This is a genomic window from Curtobacterium sp. NPDC090217 (assembly GCF_044746705.1).
Classification (GTDB): Bacteria; Actinomycetota; Actinomycetes; order Actinomycetales; family Microbacteriaceae; genus Curtobacterium.
This window is the reverse complement of sequence record NZ_JBIVCR010000003.1, coordinates 239,221-255,302: the sequence shown is the minus strand read 5'-3', so window position 1 is coordinate 255,302 and position 16,082 is coordinate 239,221. Positions and strand designations below refer to the sequence as shown.

General features: G+C 70.4%; 11 protein-coding genes and 1 pseudogene. 3 read left to right on the top strand and 9 right to left on the bottom strand.

The genetic code is table 11. From position 1 onward, the window contains the following. Positions 1-17: 17 nt before the first annotated feature. On the bottom strand, positions 18-341 hold the full coding sequence (locus ACIPJ2_RS13050; RefSeq protein WP_402729172.1) for a hypothetical protein: 324 nt from the start codon (positions 339-341) through the stop codon (positions 18-20). Between the two features lie 114 nt (positions 342-455). On the opposite strand from ACIPJ2_RS13050, the gene glgX reads away from it, so the two are divergent. Genes glgX through treZ form a run of 3 tightly spaced genes read left to right on the top strand, consistent with a single transcriptional unit; the run spans position 456 to position 6,930 of the window. Beyond that, positions 456-2,690, top strand: a complete 2,235-nt coding sequence (glgX, locus tag ACIPJ2_RS13045; protein WP_402729171.1) for a glycogen debranching protein GlgX — start codon at positions 456-458, stop codon at positions 2,688-2,690. After that, positions 2,687-5,179 (top strand): malto-oligosyltrehalose synthase, encoded by a 2,493-nt coding sequence (gene treY, locus ACIPJ2_RS13040; RefSeq protein WP_402729170.1) that lies wholly within the window; start codon positions 2,687-2,689, stop codon positions 5,177-5,179. The genes glgX and treY overlap by 4 nt, the downstream gene beginning before the upstream one ends. After that, complete coding sequence (treZ, locus tag ACIPJ2_RS13035; protein WP_402729169.1) at positions 5,176-6,930, top strand: malto-oligosyltrehalose trehalohydrolase; 1,755 nt, start codon at positions 5,176-5,178, stop codon at positions 6,928-6,930. The genes treY and treZ overlap by 4 nt, the downstream gene beginning before the upstream one ends. 126 nt (positions 6,931-7,056) lie before the next feature. Here the strand turns inward: treZ and ACIPJ2_RS13030 are convergent, their stop codons facing one another. The 8 genes and pseudogenes from ACIPJ2_RS13030 to ACIPJ2_RS12995 all read right to left on the bottom strand — a co-directional run bounded on the left by ACIPJ2_RS13030 (position 7,057) and on the right by ACIPJ2_RS12995 (position 16,020). Further along, positions 7,057-7,851: a polyprenol monophosphomannose synthase gene (locus tag ACIPJ2_RS13030; RefSeq protein WP_281267297.1), complete on the bottom strand. Its 795-nt coding sequence runs from the start codon at positions 7,849-7,851 to the stop codon at positions 7,057-7,059. A gap of 46 nt (positions 7,852-7,897) precedes the next feature. Next, positions 7,898-8,533: a class F sortase gene (locus ACIPJ2_RS13025; RefSeq protein ID WP_402729168.1), complete on the bottom strand. Its 636-nt coding sequence runs from the start codon at positions 8,531-8,533 to the stop codon at positions 7,898-7,900. 62 nt (positions 8,534-8,595) lie between these two features. Beyond that, the gene (locus ACIPJ2_RS13020; protein WP_402729167.1) at positions 8,596-9,753 is read right to left on the bottom strand and encodes a glycosyl hydrolase family 8; all 1,158 of its coding nucleotides are present in this window, start codon (positions 9,751-9,753) and stop codon (positions 8,596-8,598) included. 94 nt (positions 9,754-9,847) lie between these two features. Next, positions 9,848-10,672 (bottom strand): DUF4397 domain-containing protein, encoded by an 825-nt coding sequence (locus ACIPJ2_RS13015; protein WP_402729166.1) that lies wholly within the window; start codon positions 10,670-10,672, stop codon positions 9,848-9,850. Between the two features lie 187 nt (positions 10,673-10,859). Beyond that, positions 10,860-12,836: an ArnT family glycosyltransferase gene (locus tag ACIPJ2_RS13010; protein ID WP_402729165.1), complete on the bottom strand. Its 1,977-nt coding sequence runs from the start codon at positions 12,834-12,836 to the stop codon at positions 10,860-10,862. 8 nt (positions 12,837-12,844) lie between these two features. Further along, a complete protein-coding gene (locus ACIPJ2_RS13005) occupies positions 12,845-14,329 on the bottom strand; it encodes a glycosyltransferase (protein WP_402729164.1) in 1,485 nt (494 codons plus the stop codon). Beyond that, positions 14,326-14,838 carry a GtrA family protein gene (locus tag ACIPJ2_RS13000; protein WP_402729163.1) on the bottom strand — a complete coding sequence of 171 codons (513 nt, stop codon included), beginning with the start codon at positions 14,836-14,838 and terminating at the stop codon, positions 14,326-14,328. Before ACIPJ2_RS13000 ends, ACIPJ2_RS13005 begins: the two co-directional genes overlap by 4 nt. A 177-nt stretch (positions 14,839-15,015) precedes the next feature. After that, a pseudogene (locus ACIPJ2_RS12995) lies at positions 15,016-16,020 on the bottom strand (aldo/keto reductase family protein). Positions 16,021-16,082: the final 62 nt, after the last annotated feature.

Genomic DNA, 16,082 nt, shown 5'->3' with positions numbered 1-16,082 from the left:
CCGCTGCGCGGCGCGCGTTACTTCTTGAGGACGCGGATCAGCTTGCGGAGCACGGTGCCCGTCACCCACACCAGCGGGATGCTCACGGCGACGAGCGCGATCAGGTTCGGCTCGAACTCCAGGTCCTTGCCCGGTCGACGGACGTACGCGCCGATCGGCACGGCCGCGCCGCCACCGCCTCCGCCGCCGTTGTCGTCGCCGTCCCCGCCGCCCCCGAAGCCGAACCACCCGAGCGACACCGGGATGAGGGTCTGGTCGCCGACCTCCACCGGGTCTCCGTAGTTCGTGGAGACGCCGATCGGGCGCACCTTGTCTGCGATCTGCGTGACGATGTTGGCCATGTCGGTGAGGCTACTCCGCTGTGGACGGGCGCCGTTCGTCCACAGGAGTGCTCGTCGAGCGGACAGCACAGGGAGGCGTGGATACGTTTGGCGAGACCCACCACTGGAGGACCCTTGCACACCTGGCCCGGCAACCCCTACCCGCTCGGCGCGACCTACGACGGGAGCGGCACGAACTTCGCCCTCTTCAGCGAGGTCGCCGAGCGCGTGGAGCTCTGTCTGTTCGACGAGGACGGCACCGAGACCTGCGTCCCCCTCGTCGAGGTGGACGCCTACGTCTGGCACGCGTACCTGCCCAACGTCGGCCCCGGGCAGCTCTACGGCTTCCGGGTGCACGGCCCGTACGACCCCGAGAACGGCGCGCGGTGCAACCCGGCGAAGCTGCTGCTCGACCCGTACGCCAAGGCCACGAGCGGGGACATCGACTGGGACCAGTCGTTGTTCTCGTACACGTTCGGCGACCCGGATTCCACGAACGACGAGGACTCCGCCGCGCACATGGTCAAGGGCGTGGTGATCAACCCCTTCTTCGACTGGCAGGGCGACCGCGCACCACGGACCCCGTACGGCGAGACGGTCATCTACGAAGCGCACGTGAAGGGCCTCACCGAGACCCACCCGGACGTCCCCGAAGAGCAGCGGGGAACCTACGCCGGTGTCTCGCACCCGGCGGTCATCGAGCACCTCAAGCGCCTCGGCATCACGACGCTCGAGCTCATGCCCGTGCACCAGTTCGTCAACGACTCGACGCTGCAGGACAAGGAGTTGTCGAACTACTGGGGGTACAACACCATCGGGTTCTTCGCCCCCCACTCGCACTACTCGTCCTCCGGCGACGAGGGCCAGCAGGTGCAGGAGTTCAAGACCATGGTGCGCGAGCTGCACCGTGCGGGCATCGAGGTCGTCCTCGACGTCGTCTACAACCACACTGCCGAGGGGAACCACCTCGGCCCGACGCTGTCGTTCCGCGGGATCGACAACGCCGCCTACTACCGCTTGATGGACGACGACAAGCGCTACTACATGGACTACACGGGCACCGGGAACTCGCTGAACGTCGGGCACCCGCACTCGCTGCAGCTCATCATGGACTCGCTGCGGTACTGGGTGACCGAGATGCACGTGGACGGCTTCCGCTTCGACCTCGCGTCGGCGCTGGCCCGTGAGTTCTACGAGGTCGACCGGCTGTCGGCCTTCTTCGAACTCGTCCAGCAGGACCCGATCGTGTCGCAGGTGAAGCTCATCGCCGAGCCGTGGGACGTCGGCCCCGGCGGCTACCAGGTGGGCAACTTCCCGCCGCAGTGGTCGGAGTGGAACGGCAAGTACCGCGACACGGTGCGGGACTTCTGGCGTGGCGAGTCGTCCACCCTCGGCGAGTTCGCATCGCGCATCTCCGGTTCTGCGGACCTCTACGAGCACGACGGCCGCACGCCGAAGGCCAGCATCAACTTCATCACCGCGCACGACGGCTTCACGCTGTACGACCTCGTCGCCTACAACGAGAAGCACAACGACGCGAACGGCGAGGACAACAACGACGGCGAGAGCCACAACCGGTCCTGGAACTCCGGCGTCGAGGGTCCGACGGACGACGAGTCCGTGAACGCCCTGCGGCTGCAGCGTCGACGGAACTTCCTCGCGACGCTGCTCCTCAGCCAGGGCGTGCCGATGATCGCGCACGGCGACGAGCTCGGCCGCTCGCAGTCCGGCAACAACAACGTGTACGCGCAGGACTCCGAGCTGAGCTGGATCGACTGGGACACCGCCGACGACGAACTCATCCAGTTCACCGCCGACGTCACGAAGCTCCGGCACGACCACCCCACGTTCCGACGGACGCGGTACTTCAACGGTCGCCCCGTGCGTCGCGGCGAGGGCGAGCCCCTGCCCGACGTCGTGTGGCTCACCCCGGAAGGCGACGCGATGGCACCGGAGGACTGGGACTCCGGCTTCGGCAAGAGCGTCGGCATGTACCTGAACGGCGAGGGCATCCGCGGTCGCGACGCCCGCGGCGAGCGCGTCACGGACGTGGCCTTCATCACGTACTTCAACGCGCACGACGACACGGTGACGTTCACGCTGCCGCCCGAGGAGTACGCGCCGGGCTGGACGGTCCGCATCGACACCGCCGAACCAGGGGCACGCGACGAGGTCATCGACGCCGCCACCCCGCTCGACGTCCCGGCCCGATCGATGATCGTGCTCCGCGCCGAGCCCGACCACGAGGTGACGACCACCCCCGTCGACGCCGAAGCCCACCCGGTCACGCCGGCGCCGCAGGACGCGGTGACCCCCGCGAACCCCGCAGGATCCCCCGCGCCGAGCGACACCCAGGGCGGTGCCAAGTGACGACAGAGCGCACCCGCCGCGTCCCCGTCTCGACCTACCGTCTACAGGTCGCGCCCGACTTCGACCTGGCGTCGGCCACGGCCCTCGTCGACTACGTCCACGACCTCGGCGCGGACTGGCTCTACCTGTCCCCCGTGCTGCAGTCCGAGCCGGGTTCCGCACACGGGTACGACGTGGTCGACCACACCCACGTCGACGAGCAGCGTGGCGGAGACGCGGCGTTCCGGGCGCTCGCCGAAGCGGCACACGCCGCGGGCCTCGGCGTCCTGGTGGACATCGTCCCGAACCACGTCGGCGTCGCAACGCCCGCGGTGAACCCGTGGTGGTGGTCGCTGCTCGAGCTCGGGCAGGACTCGCCCGTCGCCACGGCGTTCGACGTGGACTGGGCAGCGGGAGACGGACGGATCCGCATCCCGGTCCTCGACGACCGCCTGCTCGACGGGGTCACGCTGGACACGAGCGGGAGCACCAGTCGTACCGCCGGACCCGTGCTCCTGGTCGGCACCACCGCCTACCCGACCGCTCCCGGCACCGTGCACGACGGCGACGACGTGGCGACCGTGCACGCTCGCCAGCACTACGAGTTCGTGCACTGGAAGCGTGCAGACCACGAGTTGAACTACCGCCGGTTCTTCGCGGTGAACACCCTCGCGGCGATCCGGGTCGAAGAGCCCGAGGTGTTCGCCGCGTCCCACACGGTCGTCGGTGCGTGGTTCCGGGACGGCCTGGTCGACGGGCTCCGGATCGACCACCCGGACGGGCTGTACGACCCGGCCGGGTACCTGCAGGACCTTCACGACCTCACCGATGGCGCGTACACCCTCGTGGAGAAGATCCTCGAGCCGGGCGAAGAGCTCCCCGCGAGCTGGCCGGTCGACGGCACCACCGGGTACGACGCACTCGGCGTCCTCGACCGACTGTTCGTCGACCCCCGCGGCGAAGAACCCCTCTGGGCGACCGTCGGCGACGAGCCGGGTGACTGGCAGGGTCTGACGCACGACACCCGCCGCGGGATCGCCGACGGCATCCTGAACAGCGAGGTGCAGCGTCTCGCCCGCCTGCTCGAGGAAGCCGGAGCAGCAGAGCCCGAACGGGTCGTCGACGCCCTCGCCGAGGTCATCGCGTCCTTCGACGTGTACCGCACGTACCTCCCGGAGGGCGCCCACCACCTCATCGACGCCCTCGAGCTCGCGGCGGAGACCCGTCCCGACCTCGCCGACGTCATCGACCGCATCGCCCCCGCGCTCGTCGACCCGACCCACCCCGCCGCGATCCGCCTGCAGCAGACCAGCGGCATGGTGATGGCGAAGGGCGTCGAGGACACCGCGTTCTACCGGACCGCGAAGCTGAGCTCCCTGAGCGAGGTCGGCGGCGATCCGAGCGTCTTCGCGGTCAGCACCGAGGAGTTCCACGCCGCACAGCGGGAGCGCCTGGCGAGCTGGCCACACACGATGACGACCCTCACCACGCACGACACGAAGCGGAGCGAGGACACCCGCGCCCGCATCGCTGTGCTCGCAGAACTCGGCGACGAGTGGACCGAGACGTTCCGGAAGCTGCACGCCCTGGCACCGCTCGAGGACGAGGTGTTCGCGAACCTGCTCTGGCAGGCGATCGTCGGCGCCCGTCCGGCAAGCAGGGAGCGTCTGCACGCGTACGCCGAGAAGGCCTCCCGCGAGGCCGGTAACAGCACGACGTGGACCGAGCCGGACGAGGCGTTCGAGGGACGGATGCACGCCCTCGTCGACGCCGCCTTCGACGACCCGTCCGTCGTCGCGCTGCTCGACACGCTCGACGAGCGCATCGACGCGGCCGGCTGGTCGAACGGCCTCGGCACGAAGCTCGTGCAGCTCACCGCCCCCGGTGTTCCCGACGTCTACCAGGGCACGGAGTTCTGGGACCGCTCCCTGGTCGACCCGGACAACCGTCGCGCGGTCGACTACACCGAACGCCGGCACGTCCTCGCGGAACTCGACGGGCCCGACGACGACGGACCCGAGACGCTGCCGGCCATCGGCATCGACGGTGCTGCGAAGCTGCTCGTCACGACCAGGGCGCTGCGCCTCCGCCGTGACCGGCCCGAGCTCTTCACGCGCTACCTGCCGATCGAGGCCACCGGGAGCGCGGCGGACCACGTGGTCGCCTTCGACCGCGGCGGCGCCGTCACCGTCGCCACACGTCTGCCGATCGGCCTGGAACGGGTCGGCGGGTGGGGCGACACCCTGATCCACCCGGCTCCCGTCGACCGCGTGGACCTGCTGACCGGGAGGCTCGTCCCGGCCACCAGGGGCATCGCGCTGTCCGAGCTGCTCACCACCTACCCCGTTGCCCTGCTCGTCCCGGCGGCCGACGTCGACGAGACCGGTCGGGTCGCCGACGCGACCGACGTGGCGGAGACGAGCCGGGCCTCCAGTCCGGTCGTGACGCGCACCGCGCCGGACGAGACCGACGCGCAGGCCGACATCGACATCCTGGAGGGCCACGCATGACCGCACCCGACCGCTACGCCGTCTGGGCGCCCACCCCGGAGCGGGTGCGGCTCGTCGTCGACGGCACCGAGTACCCGCTGCGCCGCGGCGCCGACGACTGGTGGAGCACCGACGAGGTGCTCCCCCACGTCGGCGCCCGCTACGGCTTCCGGATCGACGACGACGACGCGGTCCGCCCCGATCCGCGCAGCCGGTACCAGCCGGAGGGTGTGCACGGTCCGTCGGAGGTAGTCGACCCCGCACGGTTCTCGTGGACGGACGACGCGTGGACCGGACGTCCGGCCCGCGGCGCCGTGATCTACGAGATGCACGTCGGCACCTACACGCCGGAGGGCACGCTCGACGCCGCCGCCGCGAAGCTCGACCACCTCGTCGAGCTCGGCGTGGAGTTCGTCGAGCTGCTGCCCGTCAACGGGGTCAACGGCGAGTGGAACTGGGGGTACGACGGGGTCGCCTGGTACGCCGTGCACGCACCGTACGGTGGGCCGGACGCCTACGACCGGTTCGTCGACCGGGCACACGCGCTCGGGCTCGGCGTGATCCAGGACGTCGTGTACAACCACCTCGGACCGAGCGGCAACTACCTGCCGCTCTACGGGCCGTACCTGGTCCAGGGACTCGCGAACACCTGGGGTGACTCGGTCAACGTCGAGCACCCCGAGGTCCGACGGTACGTCCTCGACAACGTGCGGATGTGGTTCCGCGACCACCACGTCGACGGGCTCCGGCTCGACGCGGTGCACGCGATCCGCGACACCACCCGCCCGCACGTGTTGCAGGCCATGGCGTCGGAGACCTCGGCGTTCGGTGCCTTCGTCGGGAAGCCGCTGTCGCTCATCGCCGAGTCGGACCTCAACGACCCGATCATGTTCCGGGCGCAGGAGGCCGGCGGCTACGGGCTCGCCGGGCAGTGGTCCGACGACTTCCACCACGCCGTGCACGTCGCCCTCACCGGGGAGACGAACGGGTACTACGCCGACTTCGGCCCGCTGTCGGCGCTGGCGAAGGTCCTCGACCACGGGTTCTTCCACGACGGCACGTGGTCGTCGTTCCGTGGCAAGCGGCACGGCCGGCCGATCGACCGCGGGACATCCCCCGCGACGGCGCTCGTGGTGGCGAACCAGAACCACGACCAGATCGGCAACCGGGCAGCGGGCGATCGGCTCGCGGCGACGCTCACCGATGAGGGACTGGTCATCGCGGCGGCGCTGACCCTGCTCGGGCCGTTCACGCCGATGCTCTTCATGGGCGAGGAGTTCGCCGCGACGACGCCGTGGCAGTTCTTCACGTCGCACCCGGAGCCGGAACTCGGCAAGGCCACCGCCGAAGGGCGGATCAAGGAGTTCGCGGAGCACGGGTGGGACGAGTCCGCCGTGCCGGATCCGCAGGACCCGCAGACGTTCCGGGACTCGAAGCTGTCGTGGGACGACGTGTCGTCGCCGCGGGGCGCTGCGATCCTCCGGGCCTACCGGGTGCTCGTCGCACTGCGGCGAACCGACGAGGCCTTCGTCGACGACCGCTACGAGGCGAACGCCGTCCGCTTCAGCGAGGACCGGCGGTGGCTCGTGCTCACCCGCGGGTTGCTCGGGCCGACCGTGGCGCCGGTGCACGTCGTGGTGAACTTCCTCGACGACGCGGCCGAGGTGCCCGTGCCCGGCGCGACCGGCGAGGTGCTGTACCAGTTCGGTGCGGCCTCGGTCGCGACGGACTGCGTCCGGTTCACCGGCCGCGGGGTCGTCGTCCTGCGCTGACCGCGGCGCGCGCCGCTGGCTCGCGCTGACCGCAGCGCGCGCCGTCGTCCCGCGAAAGCGACAGTTTCCCGCCGGAGTCCGGTGGGAGACTGTCGCTTTCGCGTGGAGGTCAGGCGGGGAGCCTCGTCAGCGGATGGGGTTCGCGACCGCGTGGGCGTTGCGCCGGACCGAGGGCAGCGGCTTGTGCTCCTTGGCGAGCGCACGCACCTCGCGGAGGCGCCGGTCGATGCCCCACTTCGTGACGAGGGTCAGGCTCTCGCGGACGATGTTCCCGCTCATCTTCGAGACGCCGAACTCGCGCTCGGTGAAGGTGATCGGGGTCTCCACGATCCGCAGGCCCGCCTCGAGCGCCCGCCAGCAGAGATCCACCTGGAAGCAGTACCCCTTCGACGCGATGCCGTCGAGGTCGATGCGCTGCAGTGCCGATCGGGTGAACACCCGGAAGCCGCCGGTGGCGTCGCGGACGGCGATGCCGAGCGCGAGTCGCGTGTAGAGGTTGCCGCCGCGGGAGAGGAGCTCGCGGTACCAGGGCCAGTTCTCGACCTCGCCGCCCCGGATCCAGCGGGAGCCGAGGACCAGGTCGTTGGTGTCCGCGAGCTCGATGAGCCACGGCAGGTACTCGGGGTGGTGGGAGCCGTCGGCGTCCATCTCGACGAGCTTGTCGTACCCGTGCTCGAGCCCCCAGGCGAAGCCCGAGAGGTACGCGCCACCGAGGCCGTCCTTGACGGTGCGGTGCAGCACGTGGACCCGATCGGTCTCGGTCGCGATGGCATCGGCGATGTCACCGGTGCCGTCCGGGGAGTTGTCGTCGACGACGAGCACGTGCACGGTGTCGTCCGTGGCCGCGAGGGTACGTGCCACGATCGGCCGGACGTTCTCGGCTTCGTCGTAGGTCGGGATGATGACCAGGGTCTCGCTCATGTTGCTCCTCGATGACTGGTGTCCAACATATGGTTCGGCTGCTGAGTCACTGCCCCGACAGTGATGCGAACACGATCAGGTTGTCCGTGTAGTGCCCTGTGGCGGTGTCGAACGTGCCGTCGCAGGTGATGAGCCGGAGGTCAGGAGTGGGCGACGACCCGTAGACGTCGCTCGTGGGGAACGCCGACTTGGCGGCGCGTTCGGTGCGGTCGACGGTGAAGGTGCGGGTGCTGCCGTCGGACATCGTGACGTGGATCTCGTCACCAGCCACGAGCTCGTCGAGTCGGAAGAACACCGCGGCGCTCGTCGGGCTGTCGACGTGCCCGGCGATGACCGCTGGGCCGACCTCCCCGGGGACGATGCCGTCGCTGAACCACCCGGCGTTGTCCCAGCCCGTCGGCGGGTCGAGCTCGCCGGCGGCTCCGCGGTGCAGGTCCTCGAGTGCGGCGTCCACGCCGATCGCGGGGATCGCCACCCGGGTCGGTGTCGCGTCGGAGCGCGCCGCCGGGGCTGCCGGGTCCTGGAAGCCCGCGATGTCCCGGTCGCCCGCGGACGGCGATGCCCCCGGAGCAGCGACCGAGGACCTCGCAGACGGCGCGGCGTCGTTCCCGGCGGCCACGGCGACCCCGGTCACGACGGCCCCGGCGGCCACGACGACCGCCGCACCCGCCGCGACTGCCACCCACCGTCGACCGAGGCGCGCGCCCAGCGACGTCCCTCGCTCGGCCCGACGCCGCCCGCCGCTCACGAGGAGCTCCCGCCGGCGGTACCGCACCCACCGAGCACGTCGGACGTCAGCATGGTCGCACCGAGGGCCGCCCACGCGTCGCCGTAGTACGTCGGCGTCGTGGCGGCTGTCCGGTCGGCACGCTGCAGATCAGCCGTCGCCGCTCCCGTCGCGCCCGCTGCCTGCTCCGCAGCCGCACGAGCGGAGTACGCCAGCGCGCTGCGGTCCCCCGTGACGGCGGTGCCGCCGAGGTCGAGCTGCGCCGCGAGCTGCGTGGTCCGCCGGAGCGTCGGTGCGATCGACGCCGCGAGGCTGCGGTCCGACGCCGTGCACGCCTCGGCGTACCGCAGCGGCATGCGCATCGCGTCGTACCCGTACAGCACGCGGGCGTCGCTGCCGGTGGCGGGCATCGGGTCGACGCTGCCGTCGGCGTGCACCTGCGACCAGTCGCTCGGCAGGTCGGTCTTCTCGAGCACCGCGGCCGTCACGGCGCTGGAGCCCTCTTCGAGTTCCGTCCACCGCGCGTCGCCTGTTGCCTTCGCCAGCACCCGGTAGGCAGCGGGCGACGCGTACGAGGCGTCGTACCGGTACGGCTCCGAGTCCGCCCACGGCCCCGGGAGCAGGATCCGCCCGAGGTCGGTCGTCGCCGTCTCGTGGTCGAGCACCGCGCGGGCCATCGTCTTGCCGGCCTTCGTGTACGTCTCGTCCTGCCACTTCGCACCCGCGAGGACGAGGGCACGCGCGGCGTCGAGGTCGGCGTCACTCGCGGACTGCTCGTCCGCGACACCGTCCTCCTTCGTCCAGCGCCATGCGAGCAAGGAGTCGTCCGTCAGCATGTGCCGCTTCGTCCACGACCAGATCTCGCCGAAGCGCTGCTCGTCCCCGGCTGCGTACGCGATGAGCAGCCCGTAGGCCTGCCCCTCGCTCACGGTGTCGTTCCCCTGGTCGAGCCGCACGACGCGGCCGTCCTGCACGTAGCGGTCCAGGAAGTCGGTGCGGAGCTGCGCGGCTGAGCGGTTCCCGTCCGGCGGGGTCGTCGAGGTCGGGGTCGACGCGCCACCGGCGTCGGGCTCGGAGGCCGACCACGGGTGCACGGCGGCGACGGCGATGCCGCCGGCGACGAGCACCGCGGCCACGCCGACGGCGGTGATGGGGATCCAGTTCCTGCGGGTCATGCCGGCCTGCTTTCTGCTGGTGGGGAGACGGTCTGACTGGAGGCCCGGATAACGTTCGCCGATCGGCGGCGGTGATCAGGGCCTCCCGTCCGGATCAGTGGAACAGTGCGCGGATCGCCGCGACGGCCGCGTGGACCGCGTCCGTTGCGGGGCGGTCGGCGGCGGTGCCGCCGCCACCCGTCTGGACGCCGCCCGTCGGCGTCGCGGCGGTGGCCGCGGCGTCCGTGACGGGGACGACCGTCAGGTCGCCCTTGCTGTCGTCGAGCACGAAGAGCGTCGAGACGGTGTTGCCGGCGAGGTCGATGTCCGCCGAGCCCGTCTGCCCGCCGCCGGACAGGTCGAGGTCCCACTTGCCCGAGGCGACGGTCGCGTACTGCGAGGCCGAGCCGAACGCGGCGTCGGTGGCGATCTTCGTGCCGGTCGAGGTGGTGACGTCGACCTTCTTGGCGGTCGTCGCGGCCTGGACGAGCCGGAGCTTCGACTTGCCGTCACCGGGCTGCTGCAGGTCGTCGGTGAACGCGGCCGTCTTCAGGCTCTTGTTCTTGCCGTAGGCGACGACGGTGCTCGCGTTCCCGCCCTGGACCGTCACGTCGGTCGAGATGACCGGCGTGGAGTCCGGCGCGTCCGATGCTCGCATCGAGAGCACGTAGGTGCCGGCCGCGAGCGTCTGGTACTTGCTGACCTGTCCGTAGGTGACGTCGTCGAGTTCGAACACCTTCTTGCCGCCGGACAGGCTCGACAGTTCGACGTCGACGCCCTTCGTGTCCGGGGAGAGGTGCCCGACGCGCAGCCAGCCGGTGTCGGTGGCGGCGCTGGCGGACTGGGGAGCTGCGAGGCCGACGGTCGCGGCGACGAGGGTCGCGGCGAGGGCTCCCACGATGGCGACGCGGCGGCGCTGGGTGTGTGCGGAGGTGTGCATGGTGGTGCTCCTTCGGGTCGGATCGTGCTGGTCGTTCCGGGTCAGGGTGTGTTCTCGCGGGCCGCCCCCGCCGCGAGCGGGCGAGATACCACGGTCGTGCGCGGGTGCGGGGCGGGTATTTCGCCCGCTCGCCGAGCTCCCCCCGCGTGCTCGCGGGGGCGGCGAGGTCGGGCGGCGGACGCGCGGGTCACGAGGTGCTGACCGCGGTCGTGGTGGGGTCGGTCGTCGGGAACACGACCGTCAGGGTGGTGCCGTCACGCTCGACCGAGGTCGGGCGGAACGCACTGCCCATCGCGTCGAGCGTGGCCTCGGTGCGCTTCGCCGCGGCGGTGTCCGACGTGTGCACGACCACGCGGCGGAACGTCTGGCCGTCCTCGCCGGTGAGCGGCGTGAACCGGTCGACACGGACGGAGTCGTCGGCGAGGACCTGCCCGAGGGCGATCATGGCGCGGGAGTCGACCTGGCCGGCCCGGAACTGCGACCGGGCACCGGCATCCGCCTCGAGCGCCGGGTTGTCCGCGAGCTGCGTGCCGAGCGTCTTCCGCTGGTCCGCGGCCTTCGTGATCGCCTTGTCGGCGGCTGCCTGGCCCTCGGAGTTGATCTGCCGGACGTCGACCTTCTGGTTGCCGGTGCCGAAGGACGCGACGCTCGTGGAGTTCTGGATCGCCTGGCGCACGTCCGTCGAGGAGTTCCCGCCGGTGCGCATCGAGTCCGTCGTCACGACGTAGTCGGAGTCCTTCCAACCGTTCGGCGACTGGCGTTCGACGGCTCCGTCGGTGTCGAGCTTGTAGTACCAGACCACGTTGTTCCTGGCGAAGCCGTCGTTCACGAGGTCCACCCACATCGCGTCGTCGACGAGCATCCGGGAGCGCTTGTCGACGTTGTCGCCGATCCAGTTCTCCGCCTGCGCCATCGGCTTGTCGAGGTCGGTCACGAGGAAGCCGCGGAGCTGCGATCCCCAGAGCGGCACGGCGACGACGAGCGCAGCGGCAGTTGCGAGCGCCCATGCCCCACCGAGGACCCGACGCGATGCTCCGCGAACCCGGTTCCTCGCGAGGAAGGCGGTCTTGCCGCTGACGGCGAGCACGGCCCGCTCGGCGACGAACGCCACGAGGACGGCCCCGAACGGCACGAGCATGATGACGTACGGCACGGGCAGGTACCCGTTCGGCCGGAACATGAAGAGCAGCAGGAAGACGAGCATCGCGGCGATCGGACGGACCCGACGCAGGAACAGCCCCACGACGGCCGCTGCCGAGCCGAGCACGATGAACACCGGGTCGAGCGCCCACCACTGGGATGCGGCCTCGTTCGCCAGGCTGCCGCCGGTGAAGAGCGAACCGCTCGCCTCGCGGCTGCCGAGCTGGTAGGTGATGCCCTGGAGCAGGCTCACCTTGCCGGCACTCGGCAGGAGCTCGCCCTTGACGGCGGCCAGCAGGATGTACCCGCCACCGATCACGGCGAGGACGGCCCCGGCGACGCTCAACGTGTAGCGACGCGTGCTCTTGTCCGCTCGACGCACGGCCATCCAGATGAGGAACGGCAGTGCGAGCAGGTACGTCTCCTTCGACAGCACCGCGATCCCCAGGCAGGCGGCTGCGCCGACGAACCCGGCGAGCTGCTGCCGACGGCTCAGGACGAGGACGAACGCGGCGAGGAGCCACGGCGTCGCGACGTTGTCGATGTACACGGTGCGGTGGTACTGCAGCGCGAGCGGCGACAGCCCGAACACCAGCACGGCGACGGCGCTCGCCGGTCGGGACATCCCGAGGCGACGGCCGAGGACGAACACCAGGACGGCGGAGACCGCGGCGAAGAACACCATGGCCTCGCGGGCGGCCTCGACGGCGAACGGGTAGCGCGCGAACGCCCCGGTCAGCGAGGTGTAGCCGGCGATCTGGATCCACCCGAGCGGCGGGTGGTCGTACCAGTATGTGTAGTGGGTCAGTTCGCCGAGGTGGGTGATCGCCCACGCCTGGGCCGTGTAGGTGCCCTCGTCGTCGATGCGCTGCGGGATGCCGCCCATGTTCCAGGCCTGCACCAGCGCGGCGATCGCGACGACGGGGAGGACCCACGCGAGGCTCCGTGCGTGCACCTGGAACCAGGCGCGGACACCGGTCGCCGAGCGCGTGCCGCGGATCGGGATGCCGGTCGTGTTGGTCATGCTGGCGGTCATCGTTCACCTCCTGCTGATGCACCGGCGAACGCCGGCTCCGGGCTGGTGACGGCGGACGGGAAGCCGACCACCTCGGGCTGCTGCGCCGCGGTGCGGTGCTGCCCGGTGTGCTCGGTCTTCTCCCATCCGTTCTGCTTCCTGGCGTGCCGGATCACCGCACGGACGGCTGCTGCGGCGAGGAACACCTGGTAGGGCACGAGGCCGAGCACGAGCTTCACGTAGTCGCGGATCCGGACCTTCTCCTTGTAGAGACGCCCGAACTCCCCGAGGCCGGCGATCTCGACCGCGAGCAGCATCAGCGTCGGCGCGAGCGGGATGAACGAGATGAGCGCGATCGCCGTCGGCACCTTCACGAACGCGATCATGATCACGCTGAGCGGGATCAGCAGGCCGGTGGCCGCCTGGATGAAGGGCATCGTCAGCAGGTACCGCGCGAAGAACCGCTGCTTCAGCGACGGGAGCTGCTTCCACTCCCCCTTCTCGAGGACCTGCAGGAAGCCCTGGTTCCAGCGTGTCCGCTGCTTGAGCAGGGAGGCGAACGTCGGCGGGGTCTCCTCGCGGGTGACCGCCTCCGGGCTGTACGCGACGACGACCTTGGCGCCGTCGGCGGAGAGCCGGACGCCGAGCTCGCAGTCCTCGGCGAGGCAGTGCGCGTCCCACCCGTTCGACCAGTCCAGGCGCTCCTTCGTCACGAAGACGGTGTTGCCACCGAGCGGGATGAACTTCGACTCCGCGTGGAAGTGCAGTCGCGAGCGGAACCAGAAGTAGTACTCGAGGACGTTGCGGAGCGACCACCAGCTGGACTTGAAGTTCATCAGCTGCACGCCGCCCTGGACGACGTCGGCGCCGGTCTCCTGGAAGCGCGAGTCGACCAGGCTGAGGAGCTTCGGGTACACCTCGTCCTCTGCGTCGAACACGCCCACGATGTCCCCGGTGGCGTACTGCAGCGCCAGGTTCATCGCCTTCGGCTTGTTCTTCGGCAGCGTGTCGTCGACCACGACCTTGATCAGGCCGGGGTGCCGCGCGGCGGCCTCGCGGACGACCCGGTCGGTGCCGGGGTCGTCCTCGCCGACGATCGCGATGATCTCGAAGTCGGGGTGGTCCTGCGTGGCGAGCATGTCGAGCGTCTGCCCCATCACGTCCTCCTCGTGCCGCCCGGGCACCAGGAGCGTGAAGCGGTGGGCCGCTGGACGCGGTGTGTCGCTGAAGCTCGTCTGCTTCAGCGCGTCACGCGACCGCCAGGCGTGCAGCATCCACCAGAGCGTGGACAGCGCGACCAGCGTGAGCAGGATCGAGATGGCGATGAGGGCGGAGTAGCCGACCCATTCGCCCAGCGTCCAGGCGGCGTGCGCGGCTTGCCCCGAGCCTCCTGTCGGGACGTCCGTGGTGCCCCGGTTCGGGACGTTCCCCGACGTCCCGGACTGGTCCTTCGGCTGGAGCAGCGGCCCAGCGGCCGTGACCAGCGTCGTGATGACGGTCATTCGACGATCTCCTTCGTGCGACGTGCGTCGTGGGAACGGAAGACGAGGGCCTTGTACGCGGCGAACCGGAACGCGGTGCCGAGGACCAGGCCGACCCCGTTGCCGGCGACGTTGTCGGCGAGGGTGGAGGTGTATCCGAGGAGGTAGTGCGAGACGTAGAGGCAAGCGGCGGCGATGCCGAGCCCGATGAGGTTCGTGAGCGCGAAGAGCAGCCCCTCGCGGATCGTCTCGCGACGTCCGGTGGTGCGCTCGGCGCGGAAGGTGATGAAGCGGTTGAGCACGTAGGCGACCGCGGTCGAGACGACCGCCGAGACGACCTTCGCGCCGATGGGCTTGTCGTCGAGGACGGTTGCGCGCAGCAGGTTGTAGACGCCGAGGTCGACGACGAAGCAGAACGCGCCGATGGCGCCGAAGGACACGAGCTGCCGGGCTGTCGCCAGGAGGCGGCTCAGCCGCGTGGACGTCACCCGTGCGGGTGGCACCACAACGAGGGTGTCAGTCGAGGTCATGCAGCCGATTCGGTGGGCTGCTGCCCCCCGTTTGGGTGGGGTACGGACATCCCCAGGGTTCTGCCAGAAACGCGACATCCGTTGTTCATGTGGGGTACGGGCGTTGCGGTCCGCAACGACGGACGGGAGGCACGGTGCCAGCTGGCACCGTGCCTCCCGTCCGGTTCTGGGTCGCGTCTACGCGGGGCGCGACGCCGGGCTCACGCTCTTCGCGGAGTCGCGTTCCGGGATGGACCCCAGGGCGTCGTCGATGGCCTTGAGCGCGTCCGCGTCGAGCTTCACGCCGACCGCCTTGACGTTGTCGGTGACCTGCTGCGGGCGCGAGGCGCCGACGATCGCACTCGCGACGTTGTCGTTCTGGAGCGTCCACGCGATCGCGAGCTGCGCCAGGGTGAGCCCCGCCTGGTCCGCGACGGGCTGGAGGCGCTGGACGGCCTCGAGGACGTCGTCGCGCATGTACCGCTTGATCATGTCCGCGCCGCCCTTCTCGTCGGTGGCGCGCGAGCCCTCGGGGAGCGGCTGGCCGGCCTTGTACTTGCCCGTGAGGACGCCCTGCGCGATCGGGGAGAACACGATCTGCGACAGCCCGAGCTGCTTGGAGGTGGGGACGACCTCGCCCTCGATGACCCGCCAGAGCATCGAGTACTGCGGCTGGTTCGAGATGAGCTGGAAGCCGAGCTCCTTCGCCAGTGCCGCACCGGCGCGGATCTGGTCGGCGGTCCACTCGGAGACGCCGATGTAGAGCGCCTTGCCCTGTCGGACGACGTCGGCGAAGGCCTGCATCGTCTCCTCGAGCGGGGTCTCGTAGTCGTACCGGTGTGCCTGGTAGAGGTCGACGTAGTCCGTCTGGAGCCGCGTCAGCGACCCGTTGATCGACTCGAGGATGTGCTTCCGGCTGAGTCCGACGTCGTTGTGCCCCTTCGGACCGGTCGGCTAGTACACCTTCGTCGCGATCTCCAGCGACTGGCGACGCTCGCCCTTGAGCGCGTCGCCGAGGACCGATTCCGCCTTGGTGTTCGCGTACGTGTCCGCGGTGTCGAACGTCGTGATGCCGGCGTCGAGCGCTGCCCGGACGCACTGGGTGGCGACGTCGTTCTCGACCTGCGAGCCGTGCGTCAGCCAGTTGCCGTAGGTGATCTCGGAGACCTTGAGTCCCGAGTTGCCGAGGTACCTGAATTCCATGCTCCCGACGCTACTGGAGCGCGCTCGGCCCCGGGTGGCCCCGTGGGTGCCTCCCGGGGTGG